This is a genomic window from Microbacterium sp. Marseille-Q6648 (assembly GCF_943181415.1).
GTDB lineage: Bacteria > Actinomycetota > Actinomycetes > Actinomycetales > Microbacteriaceae > Microbacterium.
The window spans coordinates 1,043,668-1,066,221 of the sequence record NZ_CALPBZ010000001.1 but is presented as its reverse complement, the minus strand read 5'-3'; the positions used below and the strand labels follow the sequence as shown (position 1 = coordinate 1,066,221).

The 22,554-nt window shown below is 71.9% G+C and carries 17 protein-coding genes; 5 read left to right on the top strand and 12 right to left on the bottom strand.

Features of this window, described 5'->3' with window-relative positions:
* The first annotated feature begins 58 nt into the window (after nt 1-58).
* On the top strand, nt 59-514 hold the full coding sequence (locus NFR93_RS05090) for a DoxX family protein (RefSeq protein WP_251450544.1): 456 nt from the start codon (nt 59-61) through the stop codon (nt 512-514).
* Nucleotides 511-2,034: an ATP-dependent DNA ligase gene (locus tag NFR93_RS05085; RefSeq protein ID WP_251450543.1), complete on the top strand. Its 1,524-nt coding sequence runs from the start codon at nt 511-513 to the stop codon at nt 2,032-2,034. The genes NFR93_RS05090 and NFR93_RS05085 overlap by 4 nt, the downstream gene beginning before the upstream one ends.
* 50 nt (nt 2,035-2,084) lie before the next feature.
* Here NFR93_RS05085 and NFR93_RS05080 read toward each other — a convergent pair whose 3' ends face one another.
* From NFR93_RS05080 to NFR93_RS05040, 9 genes are all read right to left on the bottom strand, one after another.
* A complete protein-coding gene (locus NFR93_RS05080; RefSeq protein WP_251450540.1) occupies nt 2,085-3,359 on the bottom strand; it encodes a sugar ABC transporter permease in 1,275 nt (424 codons plus the stop codon).
* On the bottom strand, nt 3,356-4,162 hold the full coding sequence (locus NFR93_RS05075; protein ID WP_251450538.1) for an ATP-binding cassette domain-containing protein: 807 nt from the start codon (nt 4,160-4,162) through the stop codon (nt 3,356-3,358). The genes NFR93_RS05080 and NFR93_RS05075 overlap by 4 nt, the downstream gene beginning before the upstream one ends.
* A 79-nt stretch (nt 4,163-4,241) precedes the next feature.
* Complete coding sequence (locus tag NFR93_RS05070; RefSeq protein WP_251450536.1) at nt 4,242-5,330, bottom strand: sugar ABC transporter substrate-binding protein; 1,089 nt, start codon at nt 5,328-5,330, stop codon at nt 4,242-4,244.
* Nucleotides 5,331-5,570: 240 nt separating this feature from the next.
* Nucleotides 5,571-6,818 (bottom strand): sugar ABC transporter permease, encoded by a 1,248-nt coding sequence (locus tag NFR93_RS05065; protein ID WP_502846256.1) that lies wholly within the window; start codon nt 6,816-6,818, stop codon nt 5,571-5,573.
* On the bottom strand, nt 6,815-7,651 hold the full coding sequence (locus tag NFR93_RS05060; protein ID WP_251451507.1) for an ATP-binding cassette domain-containing protein: 837 nt from the start codon (nt 7,649-7,651) through the stop codon (nt 6,815-6,817). Before NFR93_RS05060 ends, NFR93_RS05065 begins: the two co-directional genes overlap by 4 nt.
* Nucleotides 7,652-7,723: 72 nt before the next feature.
* Nucleotides 7,724-8,803, bottom strand: a complete 1,080-nt coding sequence (locus tag NFR93_RS05055) for a sugar ABC transporter substrate-binding protein (RefSeq protein ID WP_251450534.1) — start codon at nt 8,801-8,803, stop codon at nt 7,724-7,726.
* Between the two features lie 4 nt (nt 8,804-8,807).
* A complete protein-coding gene (locus NFR93_RS05050) occupies nt 8,808-10,001 on the bottom strand; it encodes an ROK family transcriptional regulator (protein ID WP_251450532.1) in 1,194 nt (397 codons plus the stop codon).
* A 34-nt stretch (nt 10,002-10,035) separates the two neighbouring features.
* Nucleotides 10,036-10,893 carry an NYN domain-containing protein gene (locus NFR93_RS05045; RefSeq protein WP_251450530.1) on the bottom strand — a complete coding sequence of 286 codons (858 nt, stop codon included), beginning with the start codon at nt 10,891-10,893 and terminating at the stop codon, nt 10,036-10,038.
* Nucleotides 10,893-11,876 (bottom strand): Gfo/Idh/MocA family protein, encoded by a 984-nt coding sequence (locus tag NFR93_RS05040; protein ID WP_251450528.1) that lies wholly within the window; start codon nt 11,874-11,876, stop codon nt 10,893-10,895. The genes NFR93_RS05045 and NFR93_RS05040 overlap by 1 nt, the downstream gene beginning before the upstream one ends.
* Nucleotides 11,877-11,925: 49 nt before the next feature.
* Between NFR93_RS05040 and NFR93_RS05035 the strand changes: the two genes are divergently transcribed.
* Nucleotides 11,926-13,254 carry a M20/M25/M40 family metallo-hydrolase gene (locus tag NFR93_RS05035; RefSeq protein WP_251450526.1) on the top strand — a complete coding sequence of 443 codons (1,329 nt, stop codon included), beginning with the start codon at nt 11,926-11,928 and terminating at the stop codon, nt 13,252-13,254.
* Here NFR93_RS05035 and NFR93_RS05030 read toward each other — a convergent pair.
* The 3 genes from NFR93_RS05030 to hrpA all read right to left on the bottom strand — a co-directional run bounded on the left by NFR93_RS05030 (nt 13,227) and on the right by hrpA (nt 19,624).
* Nucleotides 13,227-14,588 (bottom strand): O-acetylhomoserine aminocarboxypropyltransferase/cysteine synthase family protein, encoded by a 1,362-nt coding sequence (locus tag NFR93_RS05030; protein WP_251450524.1) that lies wholly within the window; start codon nt 14,586-14,588, stop codon nt 13,227-13,229. The two genes, NFR93_RS05035 and NFR93_RS05030, sit on opposite strands and share 28 nt — an antisense overlap.
* Nucleotides 14,589-14,696: 108 nt before the next feature.
* The gene (locus tag NFR93_RS05025; protein WP_251450522.1) at nt 14,697-15,635 is read right to left on the bottom strand and encodes a quinone oxidoreductase family protein; all 939 of its coding nucleotides are present in this window, start codon (nt 15,633-15,635) and stop codon (nt 14,697-14,699) included.
* A gap of 29 nt (nt 15,636-15,664) precedes the next feature.
* A complete protein-coding gene (gene hrpA / locus NFR93_RS05020; RefSeq protein ID WP_251450521.1) occupies nt 15,665-19,624 on the bottom strand; it encodes an ATP-dependent RNA helicase HrpA in 3,960 nt (1,319 codons plus the stop codon).
* Nucleotides 19,625-19,712: 88 nt separating this feature from the next.
* On the opposite strand from hrpA, the gene NFR93_RS05015 reads away from it, so the two are divergent.
* Both NFR93_RS05015 and NFR93_RS05010 read left to right on the top strand, forming a co-directional pair.
* Nucleotides 19,713-20,549 (top strand): aldo/keto reductase, encoded by an 837-nt coding sequence (locus NFR93_RS05015; protein WP_251450520.1) that lies wholly within the window; start codon nt 19,713-19,715, stop codon nt 20,547-20,549.
* 13 nt (nt 20,550-20,562) lie between these two features.
* Complete coding sequence (locus NFR93_RS05010; protein WP_251450519.1) at nt 20,563-22,431, top strand: thioredoxin domain-containing protein; 1,869 nt, start codon at nt 20,563-20,565, stop codon at nt 22,429-22,431.
* Nucleotides 22,432-22,554: the final 123 nt, after the last annotated feature.

Sequence of the window (22,554 nt, the reverse complement as noted above, 5' to 3'; positions counted from 1 at the left end):
ACGAGAGTATCGCCCGCCGACGGGCCGAGCGGGGTGCGCGGTGAGGCATGCTCGAGGGATGAGAAGCGGCCGACGACAGCGCGCCCGACGCGCAGGGACGATTCCGCAGACGATCGCGCGCTGGGCGCTCGTCGCCCTGCTGGGCGCGGCCGGGGCGAGCCACCTGACGTGGGGACGCCGCGGCTACCGCATCGTCGTGCCGGACTGGGCCACGCGGATGCTGCGCACGGACAAGGACATGATCGTCGTGGCCTCGGGGGCGGTGGAGCTCATGCTCGCCGCCGCGCTGGCGGTGCTGCCCCGCGACCGCGCGCGGGTCGGCGCGGTCGTCGCGGGCTTCTTCGTCGCCGTCTTCCCGGGCAACGTCCACCAGTGGCGCACCGGCCGGGACGCACCCCTCATGCGCACCGACCGCGCGCGGTTCGTCCGCCTGCTGCTTCAACCGGTCCTGGTGGCCTGGGCGCTGTGGTGCACGAGGCCGGTGTCGGAGCCCCGGGGGAGGATGCGGCCATGATGCTCGCCGACCTGCTGCGGGCGACCGAGGAGGTCGCCGCCACCCGCGAGCGCCGCGGCAAGGTCGAGGCGCTCGCGGCCCTCCTGGGCGCGATGACGCCGTCCGAGATCCCGGTCGCCGTCGGTCTGCTGCTCGCCAAACCCCGGCAGGGCCGGCTCGGAGTCGGCTGGCGCGGGCTGGGCAGCGTCGAGACCGCGCACGCGGCGGCATCCGCTCTGACGATCCTCGATGTGGACGCCGCACTCACCCGTCTCGCCGAAGCTTCAGGCGCCGGGTCCGCGGGCGTGCGACGGAACGAGCTCGAGGCGCTCGCGGCACGATCGACGGCGGCGGAGTGGGAGCTGCTCACCCGCGTGATGCTCGGCGAGCTGCGCACCGGCGCCCTCGAGGGCGTCGTGCTCGACGCCGTGGCCGCCGCCGCCGACCGACCCGCCGCCGTCGTGAGACGGGCCGCGATGCTGTCGGGCGACCTCGGCCGGACGGCCGCGCTCGCGCTCACGGGGACCGCCGACGAGCTCGCCGCCTTGGGGCTCGAGGTCGGCACGCCGGTGCTGCCCATGCTCGCCTCGACCGCGGGATCGGCGGCAGACGCGGTGCGCACGCTCGGCGTCGCCGCGGCGGTGGAGTACAAGCTCGACGGTGCGCGGATCCAGGTGCACCGCCGGGGTGACGACGTGAGCGTGTACACGCGCAGTCTCGCCGACATCACCCACCGCGTGCCCGAGATCGTCGAGGCGGTGCGCGCCCTTGCGGCCGACCCGGTGATCCTCGACGGCGAGACGCTCGCCCTCGACGAGGACGGCGGCCCTCGTCCGTTCCAGGACACGATGGCGCGGTTCGGGTCGGACACCGCGGCTGCGGTGGTGCTGCGCCCGTGGTTCTTCGATGTGCTGCACGCCGACGGTCGCGACCTCATCGACGAGCCCCTCAGCGTCCGGCGCGAGGTGCTCGCGGGCCTCGTCGGCGACCGCATGGTGCCGGGAATCATCACCGACGACCCCGATCAGGCCGAAGCGCTCTCGCGCGAGGCGCTCGCCGCCGGGCACGAGGGGGTGATGGTCAAGAGCGTCGACTCGCTCTATGCCGCCGGTCGCCGGGGGTCGTCGTGGTTGAAGGTCAAACCGGTGCTGACCTTCGACCTCGTCGTCCTGGCGGTCGAGCCGGGCTCGGGACGGCGCACCGGCATGCTGTCGAACCTGCACCTGGGCGCCCGCGACGCGGCGGGGGAGTTCGGTCCTGCCGGCGGATTCGTGATGGTCGGGAAGACCTTCAAGGGCCTCACCGACGATCTGCTCCGCTGGCAGACGGCGTACTTTCCGGAGATCGAGACGCACCGCACCGCGTCCGCCGTCCACGTGCGACCCGAGACCGTGGTCGAGATCGCGATCGACGGCGTCCAGCGATCGACGCGCTACCCGGGCGGCGTCGCTCTGCGCTTCGCGCGTGTCAAGGGCTACCGCCCCGACAAGTCACCCGCCGAGGCGGACGACATCGGGGCGCTCCGAGACCTGCTGCGCTGAAGGCGCCGCGCGGATCGACCACGCGGCGCCCTCAGATCCCAGCTGTGCGGCTAGGTTCTCGAACCGCCGCCCGAGCGCAGCCGCGACAGCGCATCGACCGTGGCCGCGAGGATCAGCACGCCGCCGGTGACGAGCAGGTTGATGCCCGCCGGCAGGTTCAGCAGACCCAGGCCGTTGGTGATGACCGCGATCACGAGGGCACCGATGGCCGCGTGGATCAGCCGGCCGCGCCCGCCGAAGAGGCTCACCCCGCCGACGACAGCGGCGGCGACACCGCTCAGCACGATGTCCCGGCCGACGGTGGCATCGACCGATCCGACCCGCGAGACGCTGAGCAGTGCCGAGAAGACCGCCAGACTCGAGCAGATGACGAACGCCCACCACTTGATCCAGCGGACCTTCACGCCGGATCGCCGCGCCGCTTCGGCGTTGCCGCCGATCGCGTAGATGTAGCGACCGAACTTCGTGCGGTCCAGAGCAAACGTGCCGATCCACAGGATCACCAGGACGATCGGCACGACGTTCGGCACGCCCTGCACCGCGTTGACCGACTGGCCGCGGTCCTGGTTGAGGATGAACACCACGGCGCCGCCGATGACGGCGATGACGGCGAGTTTGATGAACACCAGCGAGATCGCGCGGTTGGGCACGCCGGCGCGGGTGCGCCGCGCGCGGTCCCAGAAGGACGTGCCGGCCGAGACCGCGAGCATGATCGCGAGCATGAGCCAGCCTCCCCAGACGGGCAGGTTGCCGTTCTGCAGCGCGATGAGCTCGGGCACCTCGACCCGGAACAGGCCGCCGGGACCGATGATGACCAGCGCCAGCCCCTGGAGACCGAGGAACAGACCCAACGTGACGACGAACGACGGGATGCCGACCCTCGCGACGAAGAAGCCTATGAGCGCGCCGATGAGGAAGCCGAACCCGAACCCGAGGAGGAGGGCCAGCGGCCACGCGATGCCGAACTGCGCGTTGAGCACGACGAACAGCGCCATGCCCACGCCGCCGGTGACGCCGGCGGACAGGTCGATCTCGCCCAGGAGCAGCACGAACACGAGCGCCATGCCGAGGACCACCAGCGTGGCGGCCTGGTTCAGCAGGTTCGCGAAGTTCCGCTCGGTGAGGAAGAACGGGCTGAGCACCGAGAACAGCAGGCTGAGGACGACGAGACCGCCGATGGCGGGGAGTGCGCCCATGTCGCCGCTGCGCACGCGCTGCCACCACGCGCGGATCTGATCGACCAGACCGCCTTCGACGCCGCTGCCGATGAGGTCGCTCGCGACGGGATCGGGCGCCGCCTCGGTCCGGGTCGCGTTGCTGCTCATAGTGCGCCTCCCTCGGTGCGGATGGTCGAGGTGTCCTCGATGACGACCCCGGACGGGGTCTTGGTGCCGGTGATGTAGCCGACCACGTCGTCGCGGGTCGTCGACGAGGTCGGGATCTGCGCGACCATCTGGCCGAGGTAGAGGACCGCGATGTCGTCGGCGACGGCGAACACGTCGGCGAGGTTGTGGCTGATGAGGACCACCGCCACGCCCTGCTCGGCGAGCCGCGTGACGAGGTTCAGCACCTGCTCGGTCTGGGCGACACCGAGGGCCGCCGTCGGCTCGTCGAGGATGACCACACGGGCCTTCTTCAGCACGGCGCGGGCGATGGCGACCGTCTGGCGCTGCCCGCCGGACAGGCTGGAGACCTTCTGGCGGACTGACTTGACCGTGCGCACCGACAGCGAGCGCAGGGTGTCGGAGGCGTCCTTCTCCATGCGCCCCTCGTCGAACGTGCCCGCCGACAGCTCCTCGCGACCCAGAAACATGTTCTGGACGATGTCGAGGTTGTCGCACAGCGCGAGGTCTTGGTAGACCACCTCGATGCCGAGGCCCGCCGCCTCGCGCGGCGTGGTGAGGTCGCGGTGCTCGCCGTCGATGCGGACCTCGCCGCTGTCGTACGGCTGGACGCCGGCGAGACCCTTGATGAGCGTGGACTTGCCCGCACCGTTGTCGCCGACGAGTGCGGTGACCTTTCCGGGGCGGACCTTGAGGTCGACGCCTTTCAGGACGGTGACCGGGCCGAATGATTTCCTGACGCCGATGAGTTCGATGATCGGCTCTAGTGCAGTCGCTGTTGACATGCTCGCTTCCTCGCGATGGTGGTCGACACGGGTGGAGGACGCCCCGCCCCGAAGGGCGGGGCGTCCTCGGAAGGAGGTGTTACGGGGTGACCCCGTACTCCTCGCACGCGGCCATGACCTCGTCGGTGCACACCTCGTCGTAGGCGGCGTCGCCGGCGGCGATGACGTCCTTGACCTGCTCCGGGCCGACCAGGATCGGCGTGACCTGGATGTAGGGCGTGCCGTCCTCGAGCTCGGCGTCCGTCGCCGGCTCTTCGCCGTTGAGCAGTGCCACCGCGGTCTCGACGGCGGCGGCGGCCTCATCGGCGACCGGCTTGTAGACCGTGGCGGTCTGCCAGCCGAGCAGGATGTTCTGCAGGCCCGCGACGTTGGCGTCCTGGCCCGAGACCGCGACGCCTTCGAGGTTGTTGTCCTGCAGCACCTTGATGACGCCGGCGGCGTTGGTGTCGTTGGCCACCCACACCCCGTCGACCGCGCCGTCGAGCGAGGTCAGGGCCTGCTCGAAGTTGGTCTGCGACTTCGCCTGGTCCCACACCCCCGGAGGCTCGGCCGCCGGGCTGATGCCCGCCGCTTCCATGACCTCCACGGCGCCCTGCTTGAACATCGCGGCGTTGCCGTCGGTCGGGTCGCCGCCCATGTAGACGACCACGGCCTCGGCGGGGTCCTTGCCCGCGGCCTCGAGGCCGTCCAGGACGGTCTGGCCCTCGAGCCGGCCGACCTCGACGTTGTCGAACGAGACGTAGTAGTCGGCGCCGGCGAACGGGCGGTCGTAGGCGATGACGGGGATGCCCTCGTTCTTGGCCTTCGTCGCCACCGCTTCGGCCGCGCCCTGGTAGTCCACCAGCAGCATGACGCCGCAGCCCTGGGTGAGCTGCTGGTCGGCGATCGTGGAGTACTTGTTGACGTCGCCCTGGGCGTTCTGGATGTCGACCTCGAAGCCGGCGCCCTCCAGACCCTCCTGGAGGTACTTGCGGTCGAAGTTCTCCCAGCGGGGAGAGGATGCCGCGTCGGGCAGGATCACGCAGGCGCGGCCGGCGGTCTCGCCGTCGCCCTCGGCGGTTCCGCCGTCGGTGGGGGTGCCCGTGCCTGCCGAGCCGGCACAGCCGGCGAGCAGGAATGCAGCGGCGCCGGTGAGGGCGACCGCGGCGAGCAGAGAGTTCTTCTTCATCATTCGCCTTTCATCGTTGAAGGTTCGAGCGCTGTCCACAGTGATCGCATCGCGCTGGGTCAAGCATCCAAGCATCCGGCGTTGGCGTCAAGACTTGAACGTAACGCTTTGGCAACGCGGTATGGCGGGCGCATAAGCCGAACGCGAGAACATGGCGACGCGTCCTTATGCGTCGAAATGCGCACCGATTTCACCGGAGAGTGACCAGTATGCGCAAGCGTTTACGACTTGTGTTCCGGATCAGGCGCGACCGGTCGCCGCCCGGGTCCGCCGGGACATCGAGTCGACGATGACGGCCAGCACCAGGACGACACCGGTCACCATGTAACGAACCGACGAATCGAGGTTCATCAGCGTCAAACCTGACGAGATCGACTGGATGACCACGATCCCGAGCAGTGCGGAGAAGGCCGTGCCGCGCCCGCCGAACAGGCTCGCGCCGCCGATCACGGCGGCGGCGATGGCGTTGAGGTTGGTGTCGGCAGCACCGGAGCTCTGATTCGCTGCGGCCAGGCGTGCGGCGGCGAGGATGCCGCCCACCGCGGCCAGCGTCGAGCACAGGACGAAGACCGAGACGAAGATGCGGTCCACCCGGATGCCGGCGCGTCGCGTCGCCTCGACCGAACCGCCCACCGCGTAGACCGCCCGACCCCACCGGGTGCGGGTGAGGGCGATGTTCATCACCACCACCAGCGCGAGGAAGAACAGGAACATCACGCCGACCCCGCGCGAGAGGTTCAGGTACCAGGCCGACACCGCGAGGAAGACGAGCAGGACCGCCGAGCGCACGGCGATCTCGGCGTAGCTCTGGCTCATGAGGTTGGCGGCGGCCCGTCGACGAGCGCGGAGGACCCGCGCCCAGGCGTACCCGGCGGCGGCGGCGACGGCCAGGACGTACGAGGCCCACGCGGGCAGGAACATCTGCTGCGCGAACTGCACGATGAACGAGTCGAACGGCAGGTTGATCGACCCGGTGTCGCCCAGCACCCACAGCTGCAGCCCCAGGAATCCGAGGAGGCCGGCGAGGGTGATCACGAAGCTCGGGAGCCCGAAGCGCGTGTAGAGGAATCCGTAGACGAGACCGACCAGCGCCCCCGCGGCGACCGCAGCGAGAAGGGCGAGGATCGAGTGCCACTGGAGCTGCACGAACGTCACGGCGAGTACCGCGGCGGCCAGGCCTGACACCGAACCGACGGACAGGTCGATCTCGCCGACCAGCAGCACCAGGACGATGCCGAGCGCGATCGTGCCGATGGCTGCGCACTGCATGGTGAGGTTCACCAGGTTCGTGCTCGAGAGGAACACCGGGTTCATCGCCTGGAACACCGTCCAGATGAGCACGAGCCCGACGATGACGGGCAGCGAGCCGAGGTCGCCGCCGCGCACGCGCTCGACGAAGGCCGCGGCAGCGCGCCGCAGACCCGACGAGGACAGCAGACCGTCGTCGGCGTCGTCGTCGAGTCGCACCAGGTCGCCGTCGCGGCTCACGCGTCGTCCGTTCGCGACGCGCCCGCGCGACGGGAGCCGGTCATGGGGATGACCGAGCCGCCGGCGGTGCGAGCAGCCTCTGCCTCGCGCAGCGCCGCGTCTCGCGCCCGTGCGGCGGCGCCGTGGTCGATCGCTCCGGTGATGGCGGAGATGAGCGTCTCGCTGGTCACGTCGACGACGTTGAACACCCCGTTGTTGCGTCCGAGCCGCAGCACGACGACACGATCGGCCACGGCCATGACGTCGGCCATGTTGTGGCTGATGAGGACGACCCCGTGGCCCCGTTCGCGGAGCCGTTCGATGAGGCCGAGAACTTCGGCGGTCTGGGCCACTCCCAGCGCGGCGGTCGGCTCGTCGAGGATGACCACGCGCGGGTCGCCGACGAGCGATCGCGCGATCGCCACCGTCTGCCGCTGCCCGCCCGAGAGGGACGCCACCGGAATGCGCACCGACGGCACCTTGGCCGACAGCTCGCGCAGCAGCATCCAGGTGCGCTCCTCCATCTCGACCTCGTCCAGGCGACCCGACGACAGCAGCTCCTGCCCGAGCCACAGGTTCGCGACGACGTCGAGGTTGTCGCACAGTGCGAGGTCCTGGAAGACGGTCGCGATCCCCAGCTCCTGCGCGTCGGCGGGGTCGGCGATCTCGACGGTCTCGCCGTCGAACTCGATGATCCCGGCATCCGGAGGGTGGACCCCCGAGAGCACCTTCACGAGCGTGGACTTGCCCGCGCCGTTGTCGCCGACGAGCGCGACGACCTCGCCCTCGTTCACCCAGAAGTCCACGTCGGTGAGCGCCTTGACGGCGCCGAAGCGCTTGCCGATCCCGCGCATCGTCAGCACACGCTCGCGCGTGCGCCGCCCGCGGCCCGGTGCCTCCGACTGCTTCGTCACCGCGGCAGGCTATCAGTCGAGTCCGGCGGCGGCGCAGGCGGCGGCGTAGTCGCTCGTGCAGATGTCGTCGATGCTCCAGAACCCATCGGCGACAACCGTCTCGGCGATGTCGTCGACGGTGACCGGCACGGGGTCGAGGAGCGTCGCGGGCGTGCCGTCGATCTCGAGCGGGGCGGTGACCTCGTCGCCGACGAGGAGGGCGACGGCGACCTCTGCCGCGAGCTCGGCCTGCGGCTTGATGGCCTTGTAGACGGTCATGTGCTGATCGCCGGTGAGGAGGCGCTGGATCGCCGAGAGCTCGGCGTCCTGCCCCGTGACGACCGGCCAGGGCGACACGTTGGCGGCCTTCAGCGCGGCGACCGCTCCGCTGGCGGTGCCGTCGTTGGCCGCGTACACGCCGGCGATCTCGTCGCCGAACTGGGCCACCTGTCCCGCCACCCAGTCCTGCGCCTTGTCGGGGCTCCAGTCGGGTGTGCTGTACTCGGCGAGGATGCGCAGACCCGAGTCGTCGATCACGCCGCGGGCGCCCTCGCGGAAGAGCGCGGCGTTGCTGTCGGTGGGGGAGCCGTGGACGAGGATGACACCGGCATCGGGCCCCGCAGCCGCCTCGACGGCCGAGACGAAAGCGGTCGCCTGCAGAACGCCGACCTTCTCGTTGTCGAAGGAGACGTAATACGCCAGGTCGCCGCCGGCGATGAGGCGGTCGTACGACACCACCGGAACCCCCTGCGCGTTCGCCGCCGCGACGATGCTCACGGCCGCGCGCGCGTCGACGGGGTCGAGGACGAGCACATCGGTTCCGGCAGCCAGGGCCGACTCGGCCTGACGCTGCTGCTCGGCGGCATCCTGATCGGCATTGGAGTACAGCACGTCGTAGTCGCCGAGCTCGGCCACGCGCGCCTCGAAGAACGGCCGGTCGAAGGTCTCGTACCGCGCGGTCTTCACATCGGGCAGCAGGAAGGCGATCGTGCCGTCGGACGCGCCCGAGCCCGAGGCGTCGCACCCGGCGAGTCCCGTTCCGGCGCACAGCACCGCGACGCCGAGCAGAAGCGAGCGGATGCCGCGACGACGCGACGGGTGCGGGCGACGCATCCGGTCAGGCGGTGATGGGGACGGCGCCGGCGCCGGCGTCGACGGACACGTGGTCGAGGGCGATCGCGATCGCCCCGCGCACCTCGGCCCACTCCGCGAAGGACGAACCGACGATCTCGGGCAGACCGGCGCTCGATGACAGGGCGGTGCGCTCGAGGGAATGGCGCATGGGGGCCATGAGGATCTCGCCCGCCTCGGCCAGTTCGCCGCCGACGACGATGAGCTCGGGGTCGAACAGGTTGCACACGCTCGCCGCCGCGATGCCGATGTGACGGCCGGCGTCGGCGATCACCCGCCGCGCGCTGCCGTCGCCGGCTTCGGCTGCGCTCAGCAGGTCGCTCAGCCGCTGCATACCCTCGCCCGGCGGGAACAGCGACAGCAGCGCCGGCGCGCCGGCGTACGTCTCGAGGCACCCCCGGTTGCTGCAGCGGCAGATGGGGCCGTTCTCGTCGATGGTGACGTGACCGACCTGCCCCGCCTTGCCGTTGACGCCGCGGAAGAGGTCGCCGCCGACGACCAGGCCCGCGCTGATGGTGTGGCCCACGCGGATGTACACCGCCGACGCGGCGTCGCGGGCGCTGCCCTCGCGCGCCTCGGCGAGGCCTCCGAGGTTCGCCTCGCTGTCGACGTACACCGGCCGGCCGATGCGGAGCGTCAGGCTCTCGGCGATGTCGATGCCCTCCCAGCCGCGCAGCAGCCCCGTGGCCGAGACCATGCCGGTCCGGGGGTCGACCGGCGCCGGAACGGCCAGCCCGACGGCCAGGAGATCGCTCACGCTGCCGCCGAGGGAGTCCATCATGTCGCTGAGCAGCAGGGTGAGTCGTTCCAGCTCGGCGTCGGCGCGGTGGTCGAGGGCGAGAGGGAGTGCCGACTGCGACACGATCGTGCGCGTTGCGTCCGCGATGGCGATCCGCAGGTGGCGCGAGCTGAAATGGACCCCGGCGACGAGCCCCAGCTGACGCGCGAGCGACACGAGCGTCGCCCGCCGGCCGCTGCGCGAGGTCATCGAGGTGTGCAGGATGCCCGTGGCGGTGAGCTCCTTGACGATGTTCGACACCGTCGCCGGCGACAGCCCGGTGCTGCCGGCGAGCTCGACCTGCGTGAGGCGGCCGTGCCGCTTCAGCGAGTCCACCACGCGGGCGCGGTTGGCTTCTCGCAGAGAGGACTGCGAGCCAGGCGGGACTCCTCGGCGTGCCACGAGCACACTGTACCGCGAGGCCCGGCGAAGACGATCAGGCGCGTTCGGCGGCCAGTCTCACCAGGCGCACGTTGCCCTCCTCCTTCAGATCGGCGATAGCGGGGTGGGCGGCGATGTAATCGGTGAAGCTGCGGTGCCCGAGGGACTTCTCGCTGAAGGAGGGGTCCATCCGCTTGAGCAGGCTCTTCAGGGCGGAGGCGTGCACCCACTCGTCGTCGGTGCGCTCGCTCTCGAGCCGCAGCGCCCGCTCGAGCAGATCGCCTTCGGGGTCGGCGGTCGTCTTGGTCTTGCGGGTGCGCCGCGTCGCGGCATCCGTCGCCGGCTTCTCGGTCTGCGGGACGCTCACCCCGGGCAGGGAGTCGTAGGAGTCGAACTGGTCACAGGCCGCGGCGAGCGACTTGGCGGTGGAACCGGCGACGCCGACGCCGACCACCACGCGACCGAGCCGCTTGCAGCGCTGCGCGAGCGGGACGTAGTCGCTGTCGCCGGCGACGATCACGACGTGGGTGAGGTCGGGGAGACGGAACATGTCCTCGACCGCGTCGACGGCGAGGCGGATGTCGGCGCCGTTCTTGGCGTACGCCGCCGCCGGGAACAGCTGCACGAGGTCGACGGCGCGGGCCACCAGCTGGTCTCGGTACTTCGCGTTGACGGGGGAGGACCAGTCGGCGTAGGCGCGGGTGAGCACGAGGGTGCCGAACGACGCGGCGTAGTCGATGATCGCGCCGACGTCCACGCGCGCGGCCGCGAGCTGATCGGCGAACTCCGCATCGGGCATCTTCTGCCGGTCGCGCATGTACGAGCTCTTGCCGTGCACACGGTCGTACCAGCTCATCACGATGTTGTCGAAGTCGAGGTAGACCGCGACGCGGGGGTTCTGCAGATCGGGCATCAGCGTTCTCCGGGGTAGGCGACGCCGATCCGCGAGCGGATGTCGTCGAGGACGTGCATGATCGCGACCGACTCGTCCAGCGGCAGCAGGTCGCTGTCGAGCCGTCCGCCGGTGATGGCCGTCTCGGCCGCGATCGCCTGATACTGCATGCCGCGACCGGCGACCTCGGAGCGGTACTCCTCGAGCACCGTGCCGTCCGGTGCGCTCACCCGGAAGGTCGTCGGGGTGTACCAGACGCGGTCGATGTCGATGCGGGCCTCGGTGCCGACGATGTGCGCGCTGTTGGGCCCGGCCGACCGCGATGCCGACAGCGAGGTGGACAGCGCACCGGAGGCGTGGATCATGATCGTCGCGACCTCGGTGTCGGCGCCGGTCTCGCCCAGCCGCCCCGCGGCGGTGAGGGACACCGGTGCGCCCAGGATGTCGTGGGCGAACGAGACGGGGTAGATCCCGAGGTCCAGCAGCGCCCCGCCGCCCAGGGCGAGGTCGTTCAGACGGTGACTCGGGTCGCTCGAGATCCGCTGCGTGTGATCGGCCATGACGGCACGGATCTCACCGAGGGTGCCGGCGGCGATGATCTCGCGGATCCGGATCATGTGCGGCAGGTACCGGGTCCACATGGCCTCCATCGCCAGCAGTCCGCGCTCCCGCGCCACGTCGCGCACCCGATCGGCCTCGGGGCCGGTCAGGGTGAACGGCTTCTCGACGAGGACGTGCTTGCCCGCTTCGAGGGCGAGGACGGCGTTGTCGGCGTGCATCGGGTGCGGAGTGGCGATGTAGACGATGTCGACGTCGGGATCGGCCACGAGCTCTTCGTACGAGCCGTGCGCGCGCGCCGCGCCGAACTCGGCCGCGAACGCCTCGGCCGACGCGCGCCGTCGCGACCCGACGGCCGCCAGCTCCAGGCCCGCCGTGCGCAGGTCGCTCGCGAACGCATGGGCGATACCGCCCGGCCCGAGGATGCCCCATCTGATTCCGGTCATCCTCCGAGCGTAGCGGCGCACGCCGGACCGCCATGGCTACGCTCGGGGAATGAGCACGCCCGTCGACCGGTTCCGCGAGCTGTTGCGGATCCCCACCGTCTCGCACGTCGACGAATCCCTCACCGACTGGGCGCGCTTCGCCGAGCTCCGCGAGGCGATGCAGCGGCTGTACCCCGCGCTGCACGCCGCGCTCGAACGCGAGATCGTGGCGGGGCATTCCGTGCTCATGCGGTGGCCTGGCGCCTCGGCGGACGCACCGCTCGTGCTCATGGCGCACCTGGACGTCGTGCCGGTCGTCGAGTCGGAGTGGCGGCATCCGCCTTTCGAGGCGCGCATCGTCGGATCGGGCGAGGACGCCGAGATCCACGCGCGGGGGGCGATCGACGACAAGGGCGCGCTCGCGGCCATCCTCGAGGCGGTGGAGTCGCTCGTGAGCGAGGGCTTCACGCCCGCGGCGGATGTGTACCTGGCGTTCGGGCACAACGAGGAAACCGCGGGCGACGGCGCTCGGGCACTCGTCGCGGCCCTCGCGGACCGGGGCGTGCGTCCCGGGCTCGTGCTCGACGAGGGCGGTGCGGTGGTCGACGGCGTCGTCCCTGGCGTGGGCGTGCCCACCGCGATGGTCGGCGTCGCGGAGCGCGGGGTCATGACTCTCGAGCTGATCGTGCGCGAGAGCGGCGGGCACGCCTCGACGCCGCCCGCGATGCCCGCCACGGCGCGGCTGGCCCGCGCGATCGACCGCCTGCGGCGGCATCCGTTCCGCCCTCGCCTAGTGCCGCCGGTGCGTGCCATGCTCACCACCCTCGCCCCGCACGCGCCGCAGCCGCTGCGGACACTGCTGCGCTCGCTGGCGGTCACGGGACCCCTGGTCGCCACCGTCCTCGCGCGACTCGGCCCCGAGCTCAACGCGACGGTGCGCACGACCGCGGTGGTCACGCAGCTGCAGGGCGCGGCGGGCGAGAACGTGATGGCCACGACCGCGCGGGCCTCCGTGAACGTGCGGCTGCTGACCGGTGAGAGCGTCGCGGCGGCGACGGCACGGATCCGCCGCGTCGTGGCCGACGACCGCGTGGCGGTCGAGGTGCGGCATGCCTCGGAGCCGTCGCCGGTCTCGCCGTGGACCGGACCCGCATGGCGCCGTGTCGCGGCGGCGGTGCGCGACGGCCTCGGCGGCGAGATCGTCACGACGCCGTACCTGCAGCTCGGGGCGAGCGACAGCCGATGGTTCTGCGCCATCAGCGACCACGTCTACCGATTCACGCCCTTCCACCTCACGCGGCCCGAGCGCGATGCGCTGCACGCGCACGACGAGCGCATCCGCGTGTCGGTGTGGGAACGGGGCGTGGAGTTCTACCGAGCGCTGATCAGCGCGGGCTGAGCGGCCGGCGCGTTCTCGAGAGGCGTCAGCGTCGCGAGCGCGTCGCCGAGGTCGGCGATGACGTCGGCGGCGTCCTCGAGACCGATCGACAGGCGCACCGTGGTCCAAGAGATACCCGCCTCGGCCAGCTGCGCCGCCGACATGTGGCTGTGCGTCATGGATGCCGGGTGGGCGACGAGGCTGCGGGCGTCGCCGATGTTCGCGACCAGGCGCACCACCCGCAGACGGGCGATGAAGGACTCGACGCGGGCGAAGTCCGACTCGTCGTCGCCCGTGGTCGGCAGATCGAACGAGAAGACCGAGCCGGCGCCGCGCGGGAGGTACCGCGTCGCGAGGTCGTGCCACGGGCTGGTGGCGAGCCCCGGATGGTGCACGCGCGCGACGGCGGGGTGGGTGTCGAGGAAGCGGGCGACCTCGAGCGCGTTGGCGGCGTGCCGTCCCATCCGCAGGTCGAGGGTCTCGATGCCCTGCAGCAGCTGGAAGGCGTTGAACGCCGACAGCGACGGGCCGAGATCGTGCACGTACTTGGTCTTGACCAGCGTGATGTAGGCCGAGCCGGTCTCGGCGCAGCGGTCGAGCAGGCTGCCCCCGTGCACGCGGGTGTAGGGCTCGGTCAGCTGCGGCCAGCGGGCCGGTTCGGCACCGAAGTCGAACGTGCCGAGGTCGACGACGACGCCGCCGAGCGAGGTGCCGTGCCCGCCCAGGAACTTGGTGGCCGAGTGCACGACGATGTCGGCGCCGTGATCCTTGGCGCGCTGAAGGTACGGGGTCGCGACGGTGGCGTCGATGACGAGGGGGACCCCAGCGGCGTGGGCGATGTCGGCGACCGGCCGCATGTCGAGGACCTGCGCGATCGGGTTCGTCACCGACTCGGCGAACAGCGCCCGGGTGGTCGGACGGATCGCGTCGGCCCACGCGGTCAGGTCGTCCTGGTCGACGAAGGTGACGTCGATGCCCCAGTCGGCGAACGTGTCGGCCAGGAGGTCGACCGTGCCGCCGTAGAGCTGGCGGGCGGCGACGATGTGCTCGCCGCTCTTGGCCAGCGCGAGAAGGGCGACGGCCACGGCCGCCTGCCCCGAGGCTACGCCGGCGGCGGCGACGCCGCCCTCGAGCGCGGCGACGCGACGCTCGAACACCAGGACGGTGGGGTTGGCGGCGCGGCTGTAGATGTTGCCCTCGCGGCGGAGTGCGAACAGGTCGCGCGCCTCGCTGAGCGACGCGAACTCGAACGCGTTCGACTGGTGGATGGGCGGCACGGCGGTGTTCTCGGCGACGCCGGGGTCGAACCCGGCCTGAACCTGCGCCGTGGCGAAGGCGCGCGGAGACTCGGGCATGGGTCCATTGTCGGACCGGGGGCCGGATCGACCGCGATCGTATGTCGTACTGTTGCGGGCCGGCGCGGTGAGCAAGCCCTCGTCGACAGATCGGCGGGCGTCAGGGCGTCAGGGTGTCAGGGTGATCTTGCCGGCGATGCCGGCCTCCACCCGCCGGTGCGCCTCGGCCGCCTCGGCCAGGGGCAGCGCGGGCCCGAGCTCGACGTCGAAGCGGCCGGCCGCCAGCAGGGCGAGCGTCACCGGGATCGCCTCGGCCCGCCAGCTCTGCGCTCGCGCGGACAAGGGCACCGGGCTGCCACCGCTGAACGCACGGATTCCGAGGCCCGCGGCATCCTTGCCCCTGACCAGCGTCGCGATGCGGTCGCGGTCGGCGACCAGGTCGAGTGAGGTCTGAAGGGCCTCGTCGGTACCGGCGGCGTCGAGGGCGACGGTGATGTCGGGGGCGATCTCGCGCACGCGCTCGCTCAGCCCCGCGCCGTACGCGACGGGCTCGGCGCCGAGCTGTGCGACACGGGCGGCGCGCGCGGGGGAGGCGGTGGCGATCACCCGCGCGCCCCACAGCACCGCGAACTGGACGGCCGCCTGGCCGACGGCACCGGATCCGGCGTGCAGGAGGAGCGTGTCGCCCGGGCCGACGGCGAGGGAGCGCAGCGCTTGATAGGCGGTGCTGACGGGGATGCCGATCGCCGCGCCCGTGGCGGCGTCGACACCCGGTGGGCGCGGGAGCACGCGGTCGGCGGGCAGGACGACGTCGGAGGCGTACGCGCCCGCGGCACCGAAGAACACGACGGCGTCGCCCGGGCGGAACCCCTCGACGCCGTCGCCGATCGCGGTGACGACACCCGCTCCGTCGGCTCCGACGCGCCGCGGTTCGGCGATGGGTCCGGAAGGACGCAGGCCGGAACGGAGTTTGGCGTCGATGGGGTTGACGCCGGCTGCTTCGACGCGGATTCCGAGCTGTCCCGGACCCGGCGCCGGGGTGTCGATGTCGACCATGCGCAGGACCCCGGGGTCGCCGAGGGCGGTGTAGACGATCGCGGAGCTCATACCGGGGCGAACGACGACGACGCGCCGGGCTATTCCCGCAGCGCCTTGTTGATGCGCTGCGGCGAGACCGGTTCGGCCGTGCCGAGGTGCTGGGCGAACAGGCTGATGCGGTACTCCTCGAGCAGCCAGCGGGTGCGTGCGAGCGCGGGCGTCGCCGCGTCGGCGAGCGGGATGGAGCCGCCCGCCTCGGCGTAGACGGCGTAGGCGCGTTCGTACTCGCTCATGCGCTGACGGTCGCGACCGGCGTTGTCGGCGAGACCACGCACGCGTTCGAGGGCTCCCTGCAGGTAGCGCGGCAGGTGCGCGAGGCGCGCCGTGCCCGTCCGCGAGACGAAGCCGTTGGGCACCAGCCCCGCGACCTGCGCCTTCACGTCGCCGAGGGCGCCGAGAAGCGTGAGCGAGTTCTGGGTGCGCATCGCCCGCTCGACGTCCCTGCCGAGGGTGAGGATGCGGGCAGCCAGCGACACCGTCTGGAACAGCTCGTCCACCACGACCGCCGAGAACGCGTCGCGCGCCCCGTCGAAGGCGGCGGAGGTGCGGACGCCCCCGGGCGCCACGCGGTCGAGGACGGCATCGGCCACGGCGAGCCGCGCGTCCTCGATGAGGGCCTTCGCCGAGGAGTACGGCGACGACGCCAGGGCGAGCTTCTCGGGGCTGGTGAGGTGTTCGAGGACGTACGGGGCGGGTGAGGGGACCGCCAGCAGAAGCAGACGGCGGACGCCCGCGCGCGTCGCGGCCGCGGCGGACTCGGCGGTGGAATCGATCCGGATGTCCACGGTGTCGCCCGCGTCGACCACGGCCGGGTAGCCGCGCACGACGCCGCCCGCCACACGCGTGTCGACGACCTCGGGCAGGTCGCCGAACGACCACGTCGTCAACCCCGTGCGTTCGGCGAAGCCGGATGCCGGACCCGCCGGTGCGCCCGGACCGGCGGGCGCCGCGGGCCCGCGGCGCGGTCCGTTCGCTTCGCCGCCGCGGCCCGCGGAGCGCTCGATCGAGGTCGCGACCGATTGCCGCGCGCGGTCGGCGAGCCGCTGCTGGAGCACTGCCAGCTCGCGGTCGCTGCCGGCGGGGCGCCCGCGGGCGTCCACCGCGCGGAACGACATTCGCAGGTGACCCGGCACGCGCTCGAGGTCGAAGTCCGCGGCCGTCACCGGCTGATTCGCGATGCGCTGGATGCGGGCGGCCAGCGCATCGCGAAGCGTGGCCGGCGGCATCCCCTCGTGGGATTCGGGTCCGGCGTCGCGGAGTTCGTCGGCGAACTTCGCCGCCCAGTCGGCGGCGGGGACGACACTGCGGCGGATCGACTTCGGCAGCGAGCGCAGCAGGCCGGCGATCAGGTCGTGGCGCATGCCGGGCACCTGCCAGTCGAATCCGTCGGGGCGCAGCTGCGCGAGCAGGGCGAGGGGGACGACGACCGTCACGCCGTCGTCTTCGGCGCCCGGCTCGAAGCGGTACGCGAGCGAGAGGACCTGATCGCCCTGGCGCCAGCGCGCCGGGAAGTCGCGCTCGTCACCGCGCGACGCGTCGTCGACGAGGTCGGCCTCGGTCATGTCGAGCAGCTTCGGCGTGCGCGCGCTCGCGTCCTTCCACCACGCCTCGAACGAGCGCGCGTCGTACACGTCGCGGGGGATCCGCGCCTCGTAGAAGGCGTACACCGCCTCGTCGCCGACGAGGATGTCCCGTCGACGCTCTCGCTCCTCGACCTTCTCGAGGCGGCGCCGCAGCTCGAGGTTGCGGCGCTCGAAGGCCGTCAGCCGCTTGTCGAGGTGGCTCGTCTCCCAGTCGCCCTCGACCAGCGCGTGGCGAAGGAACAGCTCCCGCGCCAGCGGGCGGTCGAACCGCGCCAGCTGCACGCGCCGCTTGGGCACGATCTCGACGCCGAAGAGGGTGACCTTCTCGTAGGCGGATGCCGCACCCGCGGTCTTGGACCAGTGCGGTTCGCTCAGCCGGCGCTTGGCGAGATCTCCCGCGAGCGATTCGGCCCACTCGGGGTCGATGGCGGCGACGGTGCGCGCGAAGAGCCGGCTGGTCTCGACCAGTTCGGCGGCCATCACGGCGCTCGGCTGCTTCTTGCGCAGCCCGGAGCCGGGGAAGATCGCGAAGCGCGCGCCCCGCGCGCCGAGGTACTCCGCTCCCCGTCGCTGGCTCTCGCGGCCGGTACTGCGGTCGGCGCCGCGCGCCGGGGTGGTCGAGCGCTCGTCCCGCAGACCGATGTGCGAGAGGAGCCCCGCGAGGATCGCCTTGTGGACCGCGTCGGGGTCGGCCGCCTCGGTCGGGCCGCGGTGCTTCGGGGCTTTGACCAGCGCACTCAGCTGCCGGTGGACGTCGGCCCACTCGCGGACACGGACGTAGTTCAGGTGTTCGGCACGGCACATCCGCCGGAACGCGCTGGATCCGAGCTCGGCCTGCTTCTCCTGCAGGTGGTTCCACAGGTTCAGCAGCGTCAGGAAGTCGCTCGTCGGGTCGATGAAGCGCGAGTGGAACCGATCGGCTTCCTCGCGCCGCTCCTCCGGGCGCTCGCGCACGTCCTGGATCGACATCCCCGCGACGATCGCGAGGACCTCTCGCTGGACGCCGCTGCGCTGGGCCTCGATGAGCATGCGCGCGAAGCGCGGGTCGATCGGCAGCCGCGCGATGTCGCGGCCGATCTTCGTCAGCCGGGCATCCTTCTCGGGACTGCGGCCTGCGATGGCGGTCTCGACAGCTCCCAGTTCGACGAGCAGTTCGAACGCGGCGCGGACGCCGCGCGAGTCGGGTGGGGTGAGGAAGGGGAAGGCGGAGATGTCACCGAAGCCGAGTGCGAGCATCTGCAGGATGACCGAGGCGAGGCTGGTGCGCAGGATCTCGGGCTCGGTGTACTCGTCGCGACGGGCGAAGTCGTCCTCGCCGTAGAGGCGGATGGCGATCCCCGGAGCGGTGCGACCGGCGCGACCGGAGCGCTGTTGCGCGGACGCCTGCGAGATCGGCTCGATCGGAAGGCGCTGGATCTTGCTGCGGGACGACCATCTCGAGATGCGCGCCGTTCCGCCGTCGATGACGTACCGGATGCCGGGGACGGTCAGGCTCGTCTCGGCGACGTTGGTGGCGAGGATGACCCGTCGTCGAACGCCCGCGACGGCGGAGCGCTCGAAGACACGATGCTGCTCGGCGGCGCTCAGGCGCCCGTACAGGGGAAGGACCTCCGTCGGGGCGGCATCCTTCGCGTACATGCCGCGGACGGCATCCATCGCGTCGCGGATCTCGGCCTCGCCCGGCAGGAAGACCAGGACGTCGCCGGCGGGCTCACGGTCGAGTTCGCGGAGCGCACCGACGAGCGCGTCGACGTCGTCTCCCGCATCCTCGGCCGTCGCGCCGTCAGCGACCGCCGGACGGTAGCGGACCTCGACCGGGTAGGTGCGTCCTGACACTTCGACGACGGGTGCGGGACGGGGCTCGCCGGTCGGAGCCGAGGCGGGGGCGGCGAAGTGACGGGCGAAGCTCTCGGGGTCGATCGTCGCGCTGGTGATGATGACTTTGAGGTCGGGGCGCTTCGGCAGGATCCGGTGGAGGTACCCCAGCAGGAAGTCGACGTTGAGCGAGCGCTCGTGGGCCTCGTCCACGATGATCGTGTCGTACCGGCGCAGCAGGCGGTCGCGGTGGATCTCGTTGAGGAGGATGCCGTCGGTCATGAGGGCGATCCGGGTGTCTTCCGACACCTGGTCGGTGAAGCGCACCTTGTACCCGACGGCGCCGCCCAGCGGGACCTGGAGCTCCTCGGCGATGCGTTCGGCGATCGTCCGCGCGGCGATGCGGCGCGGCTGGGTGTGGGCGATGCGCGTGCGGCCGAGCTCGAGGCAGATCTTCGGCAGCTGCGTGGTCTTGCCCGAGCCGGTCGCGCCGGCGACGATGACCACCTGGTTGTCGCGGATGGCGTCGGCGATCTCGTTCCGCGCCGCGCTGACCGGCAGCTCGGGCGGGTAGACGATCACGGGTTCGCGCGCGGACATAGCCTTCCATCGTATCGGCCGCCGCGGCCCGCATCCCGCCCGCGGCGGATCCGGACGCAGGTCGGTCCTCAGTGCCTAGTCTGGACGGATGAGCATTCCCACCATCGCCCTCAACGACGGCAACAGCATCCCCCAGCTCGGCTACGGCGTCTTCAAGGTGCCCGCCGCCGACACCGAGCGCGCGGTCAGTGAAGCGCTCGAGCTCGGCTACCGCCACATCGACACCGCCGCCATCTACGGCAACGAGGAAGGCGTCGGCGCGGCGATCGCCACCAGCGGCATCCCCCGCGACGACCTCTACGTGACCACGAAGCTGTGGAACGACCGGCATGACGGCGACGAGCCGCACCAGGCGATCGCCGAGAGCCTCGAACGGCTCGGGCTCGAGAAGGTCGACCTGTATCTCGTGCACTGGCCGACCCCCGCACACGACAACTACGTCCACGCGTGGGAGAAGATGATCGAGATCCGCGCCGCGGGCTTCACCCGCAGCATCGGCGTCTCCAACCACCTCGTGCCGCACCTCGAGCGCATCGTGGCGGCGACCGGCGTCGTTCCGGCGGTCAACCAGATCGAGCTGCACCCCGCCTACCAGCAGCGCGACATCACCGAGTGGGCCGCCGCCAACGGCGTGGCGATCGAGTCGTGGGGACCCCTCGGTCAGGGCAAGTACGACCTGTTCGGTGCGGAGCCGGTGGCCGGCGCCGCGACAGCCCACGGCAAGACCCCCGCCCAGGTGGTCATCCGCTGGCACCTGCAGAAGGGCTTCATCGTCTTCCCCAAGTCGGTCAAGCGCGAGCGCCTCCAGGAGAACCTCGACGTGCTCGACTTCGAGCTGTCGGCCGACGAGGTCGCGAGCATCGACGCCATGAACATCGCCGACGGTTCGGGTCGCGTCAGCGCCCACCCCGACGAGGTCAACTGAGAGCCGACCGGATGTGAACGAGCGTCTCGCCTCGTCGACGAGCCCGTACCTCCGCGCCCACGCCGCCAACCCGGTGGCGTGGTACCCGTGGGGTGAAGCGGCTTTCGACGAGGCGCGACGCCGTGACCTGCCCGTCATGGTGTCGATCGGGTACTCCACCTGCCATTGGTGTCACGTCATGGCGCGGGAGTCCTTCGAGGATGCCGCCACCGCCGCCGTGATCGACGACGGCTTCGTCGCGGTGAAGGTGGACCGCGAAGAGCACCCCGATGTCGACGCCGCCTACATGGCGGCCGCGGCCGCCTTCACCCGCGGACTCGGCTGGCCGCTGACGGTCTTCGTCACGCCCGAGGGCCGCCCGTTCTTCGCCGGCACCTACTTCCCGCCCGAGCCCCGCGGCGGTATGCCCTCGTTCACCCAGGTGCTGCACGCCGTCACCGAGGCGTGGACGACGCGGCGATCCGAGGTCGACGCCACGGCATCGGCCGTCGTCGCCGCGCTGGCCGACCTGCCTCGGGCGGGCCCGGAGGAGGCCGGGCCCCCGTCCGCCGCCACGGTCGCCGACGCCGCCCGAGCCCTCGCCGCGTACGAGGACGCGCGGTACGGCGGGCTGACGTCGGCGGGCCCCCACGAGGCGGCGCCGAAGTTCCCTGTCGCGACGGCCCTGCGCTTCCTGCAGCATCCGCTCGTCTCGGATGCGGCGCCCGAAGCGGCAGCGGTCGCGGACCGGGCGCTGGGTGCGATGTCGCGCTCGCCCCTGCGCGACGCCGTCGAAGGCGGATTCTTCCGCTACGCCACCCGACCCGATTGGACGGTTCCGCACTACGAGCGGATGCTGACCGACAACGCCCAGCTGCTCGATGTCGCGGCCGCGGCGGGCCCGCGTTCGGGCGTCGATCTCGCCCACGTCGCGGCCGGCATCGCCGCGTTCCTCACGGGCACGCTCCGACGGGCCCCAGGCGGGTTCGGTGCGGCCCAGGACTCCGAGTCCTGGATCGACGGCGCCCGCGACGAAGGCGGCTACTATCGCCGCGACGCCGCGGGCCGCGCGGGGCTGGAGCCGCCGGCCGTGGACGCGAAGGTCGTCAGCGGCTGGAACGGTCTCGCGATCGGCGCACTGTGCCGTGCCGGCATCCGCTTCTCGCGTGCCGACTGGGTGGAGGCCGCCCGACGAGCCGCCGAAGCCGTCCTCGTCGCGAACGTCGACGCCGACGGGATGCTGCATCGCGCATCCCTCGACGGCACGCTCTCGCCTGCTCCCGGGACCCTCGCCGACCACGGGCAGCTGGCCGAGGGGCTCGTCGCGCTCGCCGCGGCGACCGGGGAGGCCCGGTTCGCCACCCGTGCTCGCGAGCTCGTCGCGGCGTGCCTGGACGCGACCGGCGGCCTCCGGGCGCCGGGCGGCGACGATCCGGTCCTCGCGGCCGGCGGGGTGCAAGCGTCACCCGGGGCCTCCGACGCCGACGAGCCGAGCGGTCCCGCGTCCATAGCTTCCGCCGCGCTCGCCCTCTGGCAGGTGGGTGCGGGCGACGGCTGGCGTCGCGTCGCAGAGCGACTGGTCTCCGCCTGGGGGCCGAGCGCCGTGGCGCAGCCGCTCGGTCACGGAACCCTCCTGCGCGTCGCCGCCTCGCTGGCGCGGCCGCCGCGGCAGGTGGTCGTGGTCTCGGACGCGAGCGGCACCGCGATGCACGCCGCACTGGCCGAGGTCCGGGCCGACGCGGTCGTGCAGGTCACCGCCGCGCAGGCGGAGGAGTGGGCGGCGGCCGGCTTCGACCTGCTCGAGGGCAAGGTCGCCGAGGGAGGGGCTGCGACGGCCTACGACTGCCGCGACTTCGCGTGCCGGCTGCCCACGACCGATCCGGCGGACCTCAGCCGCAGCTGACCGCGGTCGGTGCCCTCCGCCGGCCGCCGCGGGCGGAGGACGGATCGCGCGGGGGAGGACGCGTACGTGCGGGTGTCTCCTCCGGCCGGCGACATCTCCTCCGCCCGGCGCGAGAAGCGGAGG

Bases quoted from the DNA above. Each gene is read 5' to 3' on its own strand.
- NFR93_RS05060 (WP_251451507.1), bottom strand. From the start codon at position 7,651: ATGCGCGGGATCGGCAAGCGCTTCGGCGCCGTCAAGGCGCTCACCGAC.
- NFR93_RS05025 (WP_251450522.1), bottom strand. From the start codon at position 15,635: ATGAGCTCCGCGATCGTCTACACCGCCCTCGGCGACCCCGGGGTCCTG.
- hrpA (WP_251450521.1), bottom strand. From the start codon at position 19,624: ATGTCCGCGCGCGAACCCGTGATCGTCTACCCGCCCGAGCTGCCGGTC.
- NFR93_RS05045 (WP_251450530.1), bottom strand. From the start codon at position 10,893: ATGCCCGATCTGCAGAACCCCCGCGTCGCGGTCTACCTCGACTTCGAC.
- NFR93_RS05085 (WP_251450543.1), top strand. From the start codon at position 511: ATGATGCTCGCCGACCTGCTGCGGGCGACCGAGGAGGTCGCCGCCACC.
- NFR93_RS05035 (WP_251450526.1), top strand. From the start codon at position 11,926: ATGAGCACGCCCGTCGACCGGTTCCGCGAGCTGTTGCGGATCCCCACC.
- NFR93_RS05070 (WP_251450536.1), bottom strand. From the start codon at position 5,330: ATGAAGAAGAACTCTCTGCTCGCCGCGGTCGCCCTCACCGGCGCCGCT.
- NFR93_RS05040 (WP_251450528.1), bottom strand. From the start codon at position 11,876: ATGACCGGAATCAGATGGGGCATCCTCGGGCCGGGCGGTATCGCCCAT.
- NFR93_RS05030 (WP_251450524.1), bottom strand. From the start codon at position 14,588: ATGCCCGAGTCTCCGCGCGCCTTCGCCACGGCGCAGGTTCAGGCCGGG.
- NFR93_RS05015 (WP_251450520.1), top strand. From the start codon at position 19,713: ATGAGCATTCCCACCATCGCCCTCAACGACGGCAACAGCATCCCCCAG.
- NFR93_RS05090 (WP_251450544.1), top strand. From the start codon at position 59: ATGAGAAGCGGCCGACGACAGCGCGCCCGACGCGCAGGGACGATTCCG.
- NFR93_RS05075 (WP_251450538.1), bottom strand. From the start codon at position 4,162: ATGTCAACAGCGACTGCACTAGAGCCGATCATCGAACTCATCGGCGTC.
- NFR93_RS05080 (WP_251450540.1), bottom strand. From the start codon at position 3,359: ATGAGCAGCAACGCGACCCGGACCGAGGCGGCGCCCGATCCCGTCGCG.
- NFR93_RS05055 (WP_251450534.1), bottom strand. From the start codon at position 8,803: ATGCGTCGCCCGCACCCGTCGCGTCGTCGCGGCATCCGCTCGCTTCTG.